Origin of the sequence: Xenophilus sp., assembly GCF_044462705.1 — a bacterium.
In the GTDB taxonomy this organism is placed as follows: domain Bacteria; phylum Pseudomonadota; class Gammaproteobacteria; order Burkholderiales; family Burkholderiaceae_C; genus Xenophilus; species Xenophilus azovorans.
Genome location: NZ_JBIQNC010000259.1, coordinates 1 through 5,946, shown reverse-complemented (window position 1 = coordinate 5,946; position 5,946 = coordinate 1). Strand labels below are relative to the sequence as shown.

General features: G+C 67.8%; 3 protein-coding genes and 1 pseudogene. All 4 read right to left on the bottom strand.

Translation table 11 applies throughout. From position 1 onward, the window contains the following. Nucleotides 1-755 (bottom strand): annotated as a pseudogene (locus ACIY1X_RS24035) (polyamine aminopropyltransferase); the annotation flags it as partial. Then, nucleotides 752-3,457 (bottom strand): DEAD/DEAH box helicase, encoded by a 2,706-nt coding sequence (locus tag ACIY1X_RS24030; protein ID WP_399685563.1) that lies wholly within the window; start codon nucleotides 3,455-3,457, stop codon nucleotides 752-754. The gene ACIY1X_RS24030 and the pseudogene ACIY1X_RS24035, both read right to left, overlap by 4 nt. 102 nt (nucleotides 3,458-3,559) lie before the next feature. Further along, the gene (locus tag ACIY1X_RS24025; RefSeq protein WP_399685560.1) at nucleotides 3,560-5,302 is read right to left on the bottom strand and encodes an ATP-binding protein; all 1,743 of its coding nucleotides are present in this window, start codon (nucleotides 5,300-5,302) and stop codon (nucleotides 3,560-3,562) included. A 5-nt stretch (nucleotides 5,303-5,307) separates the two neighbouring features. After that, the coding region (locus ACIY1X_RS24020; protein WP_399685558.1) for a DNA methyltransferase at nucleotides 5,308-5,946 on the bottom strand (639 nt) is incomplete at its 5' end.

Below are 5,946 nucleotides of genomic sequence, written 5' to 3'. Positions count from 1 at the left end.
GTGACGACGATGCGCTGGTAGGGCGAGCTGGCGGCGAAGACGATGCGGTCCTGGTAGAAGCGGTCTTCGGCCAGCGTGGTGATGCGCTCGGAGAACACGAAGGCGGCGCCCAGCGCGGCCAGCGTGAGGCCGCAGGCCAGCGCGTGGGCCGGCAGCCGCCGCAGCTCGTGCCGGAACAGCCACAGCGCCCACACGCCCACCGCCGCATTCATCAGACCGAACAGCAGGCCGGTGCGGATCATGCCCAGTTGCGGCACCAGCACCAGCGGGAAGGCCACCGACACCGCCAGCGCGCCGAGGTAGTCGAAGGTGAGCACCTGCGAGACCAGGTCCTTGAGCTGGATGTCGCGCCGCAGGATGCGCATGACCAGCGGGATCTCCAGCCCCACCAGCGTGCCCACCATCATCACCATGCCGTACAGCAGCAGCCGGAAGGCGTCGGGCACGTAGGCGTTGGCGATGAACAGCAGCGCCGGCAGGAAGCCGCCGGCCAGCGCCACCAGCAGCTCGATGCGCAGGAAGTGCGCCGGCAGCTGCCGCTCGAACCAGCGCGACAGCCACGAGCCCACGCCCATGGCGAACAGGTAGGTGCCGATGATGGTGCTGAACTGCAGCACCGAGTCGCCCAGCAGGTAGGAGCTGAGCGCCGCCGCCGCCAGCTCGTACACCAGCCCGCAGGCGGCGACGACGAAGACGCTGGCCAGCAGGGCGACGGCGACGGGGGAGGGTGCCGCGGCCATCGCAGGGGTTCTCATGCCAGCACAGCGTCCAGTTGTTGGACGAGCGTCTTGCCGCCCTGTTCCATCGTCAGCCAGCCGAACACGGCGCGCCCGCCGCTGGCGCGCGCCCATAGTTCGCCCACCTGGCGCTTCTCGATCTCGTAGGGGTCATTCAGCAGATGCGCACCCTTGAACTCCAGCAGCGCCACGTGCCCGTCCAGCAGTTCGGCCACGAAGTCGGCATAGAAGCGCCCACGCGAAGTGGGCAGGCCGAAGCCGCAAGGCGCGGTGTCGAGGTTGCGCACCCAATGGCGCACCCGCGGGTGGCGATCGATGAGCTGCGCGCACTGGAACTCCTGCCCGCCGTCCTTCAGGTCGGCCAGCACCGGGAAGTAGTGCTTGCCGAAGCGATAGCGCCCGCCGTAGCGCGAGGCCGCGGGCGCCGGGTAGCGGCCGGGCTCGAACACATGTGGGTGTGCCCAATCGGGCTCCACCAGCCAGGCCGTGCCGTCACCCTGCCCCAGCACCTGCTGCCGGAAGGCACGCCCGGCGGCGGCGTCGCGCAGATCGGCCACGTGCGATTCGATGGCCTGGGCTAGCCGGAAGCGGTTCTGCGCCAACAGCACCAGGGGCACGCCGCAGGCATGCAACTGGTGATTCACCACCGCGGCCAGGTAGGCGCGGCGCTGTGGCTGCGTCAGATCGCCCAGCGCCTTGAACAGCGACTGATCCAGCCAGCCCACCAGTGTCTGCACGTCGATGCTGCTGCCGCCGTAATCCATCGCCATCTGCTCGCTGCCTGCGGCGCGCAGCGTCACCCGCGCGCCGTCCATGCCGATCTCGAACACATCCGATTCCTGCGCGGCGTGAAAGCCCGGCAACTGCACTGCCTGCGGGCCGAACATGTCCAATTCCACCGTTTCCAGCACGGCCTCGCGCTCCAGCGGCCACAGCGGCGCCTGCGCGTCGAGCCGGTAGCCCAGCGTGGGCAGCGGCGCGAAAGGCAAACCGCGCGAGGCCGGCGCGGCCTGCGCCGCGACCAGCGCGTTGTGCTGGGCCACCTGTTCGCGCAGCTGCTCCTGTTTCCTCGCGCCGCGAAGCTGCTTCAGCATCAGCGCCTCGGTGGCTTCGGCGATGTGGCCCGTCACCACCACCTGGGTCACGCCAGCCAAGGTCTGCATCTGCACGCCGGGCAGGGCCAGCAGTTCGGGCGTGCCGGCGACGGCGGCGAAATGAGTCGTGATCGACGCTTGCGGGGCGGGGGCGGGCGGTTGTTCCTGTTCCGAGCCATCGCCCCACAGCGGCAGGCTGGACGGCGGCGCGATCATGCTCGCCACGTCCAGCGCCTCGAAGCCCATGTGCTGGATCAAGCGGTCGGCCAGCGCATGGGCCGCCTGCGAGAACTCCGCCGCGCAGACGTGGGCATAGGCCCGGTTCAACGCCTCGCTCCCGCGCCACACCGCATAGGGCATGCGCAGCACCCGGCCCAGCAGCTGCTCCACCGCCGTCGCGCTGGTGAGCCTCTGCAGGCTGCACAGCACATAGGCGAAAGGGCAGTCCCAGCCCTCGCGCAGCGCCTGGACCGTGACCACATAGCGCACCGGACAATCGCGCGCCGCCAGGTCGATGTCTTCCAGCCCGCGTGTGGCGCCGGTGGCCACCACCACCTGGCTGGCGGGCAGTTTCAGTTCATCGACGAGGTAGTCGCGCAGCTTCTCGGGCGGCATCTCCTCGCCCGCGTTCTGCGCCTGAAAGAGCACGATCGGCCGCACGTAGCCGCGGCCCGCCGCTTCATCCTTGAGCGCCTCGGCCTCCAGCTTGCGCTGCGTCTGCACCGCGCCGAACACGGCGGCCGGCCAGCCCTCGGGGTGCTCGGCCAGCACGATCGGAAGCTTGATCATGTCTTCGGCCGCCAGCTCCTGCGCGCTCACGTGGTAGAGCACATTGGTGCTGGCTGCGATCGGCGTGGCCGTCAGCTCCAGGATGAACGAGGGGTTCAGGCGCTGCAGGGCGGTGAAGCTCTTGTCCGTCTTGGCGTTGTGCGCCTCGTCCACGATCAGCAACGGTTGCTGCAGCGCCAGCCAGTTCGCCAGGCTCCAGCGCGGCTGGCCCGCAAAGCCGGCCAGCACGCCGGTAGCGTCACCCGCCACGTCTTCTTCCGTGACCAGCGCGTCGGGCAGTTCGTGCAGCGCCGCCAACGCCCGCGCCGGCACTGCGCGGAAATGCGACTCGAAGCTTTCCGAGAAGCTGTACACGTTGCGCTGCCCCGCGTCCTCGATGCGAAAACTCTGGATGGTCGCCACCACCACCACGGCCTGGCGCCCCCAGTCGGGCGGCGCAATCTGCGCCACCTCTTCCAGCGTGCACACGCGCAACCCTTCGCCATAGGCGTCGGCCAGCGCCGAACGGTACGAGTGGCCGGGCGTGCGCAGCGCCTTGAGCGTCTGCACGCGGATCGCATCGCTAGGCACCAGCCACACCGCCACCGGCGCGTCCACGGCCGCCCAGCCGCGCGCCAGCAGCGGCACCGCATGCGCGGCCATCACCGTCTTGCCGCCGCCCGTGGGAATGCGCAGGCACACGCAGGGCACGTCGCCGCCAAACGCCCCGGACTGATACGGACGGCCCGCCAGCTCGCCGAAAGCCGGCGCCGCGCCCCGCATCCGCGCCGCGCGGGCAAAGGCGGCCAGGGTGTCCAGGGCGGCTTGCTGGTAGGACTTGAGGGTGAGGGGGGTCATGGATTGGATGGAATTGGCGCAAGCATTGGGTTCACAAACACATCAAACCCAATGCAACTTGTTGATTCATAAGAGTTTTCAAGAATCCATTAGGACAAAGATTCACTTTGATTGGGTGTTGTTTGGTGTGGTTTTGTGTGGTTTGGTGTGGCTGGATTCACCATTCGGCGTCAACGCCCACAGTGCTGCCCTGGTTGGGCCTCCGATGTTCTGGATGCGCCCTTCCTTGGACATTTCCTTGAGGAGCACCCGGATGTATTCCTTGCGCTGGGCCAGTTCTGGAATCCAGAGCTGAAGTTTGGGCAGCAGCAAGCCATCCACCTTGGCGCGCGGCTGCGGCCCGAGCGCCAGCAATTTGCACAAGGCCGCCTTGTAATCATCGGCATCTGGGCGGCGCTGATTCAGATATTCAACCTCCTGCCCCGTCGCCACTGCCAATTGGGCAGAGATATACAGCTTGGGGCTGCGCCCCTCGATCAAGCCCGCGCGCCGCAACTCGGCCACCTGCGCCGCATCGAGCTTGCGCTTCTTCTGCACCCGGTCGAGCCACAGCACATGCTCGATGGGCAGGTCAGTCCGCTCCATCAGCCAGCGGCTGTAGTTCTCGTCGATCTCCTGGCCATAGACGTTAAACACCGTGCGCAGGGGAGACGACCCCTCGTAGTCCGGCAGCGGCAGAAAGCGCCGCCGCTGCGCCTGCACCATGTCATGGATGCCGAAGCCCACCTTGTCGATCATGCCCACCTCGGCCATCGCCTTAGCAAGGCGTTCGTTGCGGTAACGCTCCGGCGTGCGCGCACCGCTGGCGTAATCATCCGGCTGGCCGTCGAAAAAGCCGCCCAGGTTGATCATGCGCACCAGGCCCACCGACTCCTCCACCACGACACGCCCGCCCTGGGCATAGTCCTGGTGCGCCAGGCAGTTGTGCAGCCCCTCCAGCAGCACCGTATGGGTGTCGTAGCGCGGCAGGGTCACGGCCAGCAATTCATTGGCGGGAAACAGTTTGATGTTGGGGTTGCGGATGCACTGCGCCACGTCGGTCGTGGTCAGCAGGAACGGCGGGTGGAAATGCTCGGCCACCCGCTCGGCGGCCAGCTTCCAGGTGATTTCCGCCGGGTGGGGCGACAGCAGCGCCGTCGCGCTTTCACGGCGGCCCAGCAGCAACAGGCAGGCGCGGGTGATGCGGCCGTTGACGGTCAGGCCGATCTTGTCCAGCAGCCTCTGCGCACTCCATTGCCGTATCTGCGCGGCCCAGTCCTCGCGCTGATGCTTTTCGAAGAACTTCTCGCGGGCCTTGGCGATGGCGGCCTCGTCCAGATCATCGAGCGTCGCGTTGGGCAACTCGACGGCGCTCCAGTCCTCGCCCGCCAAGTGCTCCGCCAGAATGGCCTGGCGCCGGTCCGCGCGCAATTCCACGAGACTGTCGCCATCGCGCTGCCACGCCTTGTCATGGGCCAGCACCAGTTCGCGCGGCGCATGGCGGGGCACATGCACCAGCCACACGACGGCGCCCGTGTCACGCGCGTGCAACTCCTGCACCAGCAAACCCAAGGAAGGCAAGCCCGGCGTCTTGCCCAGCACGCGATGCACCACATTTTCCGCCGTGTAGCCGGCAAAGTCCTGAATGCCCGAGGGTGCCAGCGATCCATCCTGCGCGCCGATCACCACACAGCCGCCCTCCATGTTGGCAAGCGCACTCACGTAGGAAACCAGATCGTCACCCTTGCGGCTGGCGATGCAGGACTTCAGCGAGTGCCACGCCTTCCATTCATGGCGCTCGTTCTCCTTCGGGAAGTGAGTGCGCAGCCAGTGCTGGAGCTGCGCGGCGGTCTCGAACTCGTCCATCCCGCTCACCTCGCCTTCACGTCATACGGAATGTGCTTGAACGTCACCCGAGCGCGAGCCAGGGTTTCCGGCCCCAGGCGGCAGGCTTCGCCATAGACCACCAGCGGCGCGTCGGGGTGGGGCGTGCTGGCGTGCAGCGTCAGCAGCGCGTCGAGCACGGCGCGCGTGAGCACGTTGCCGCCGGCCGGGCGCTTGTCACCCAGGATGCCATTGAACAGCAGGTAGTAGGCGGTGCGGCTGCGCAGCACCGGGGCTTCAAGCGGAATCGATTTGTCGCCATCGTCTGGTAAGACTTGGCCACTATCAAAAACAGAGTGCGTGCCCAGGTAGGGGGTGCTATCGAGGCGCTGCCTTGCGTCGAAGACGGCGCCCGTCTCCTGCTGCCAGACGAAGGCCGCCAACGTGGCAAAGCGCACCTGCGGGTGGATGCTGCCGCCGGCGTCGAAGATTGCCGCGCCCAGCCGCGCGAAGCGAAAGCCGCCGCCGCCATGCCAGCCCACGGCGGCGCTGATGCCCCCCTGCTCGCCCGCGACGACCTTCTCCAGCCGCGGCAGGCAGTGCGTGACGGCGTGCTCGCCCATCTCGATGCCGATCCAGCGCCGGCCCATCTTGTGCGCCACGGCGGCCGTGGTGCCGGAGCCGAG

Excerpts from the sequence above, each read along its gene's own strand:
- ACIY1X_RS24030 (WP_399685563.1), bottom strand. The coding sequence starts at position 3,457 with ATGACCCCCCTCACCCTCAAGTCCTACCAGCAAGCCGCCCTGGACACC.
- ACIY1X_RS24025 (WP_399685560.1), bottom strand. The coding sequence starts at position 5,302 with ATGGACGAGTTCGAGACCGCCGCGCAGCTCCAGCACTGGCTGCGCACT.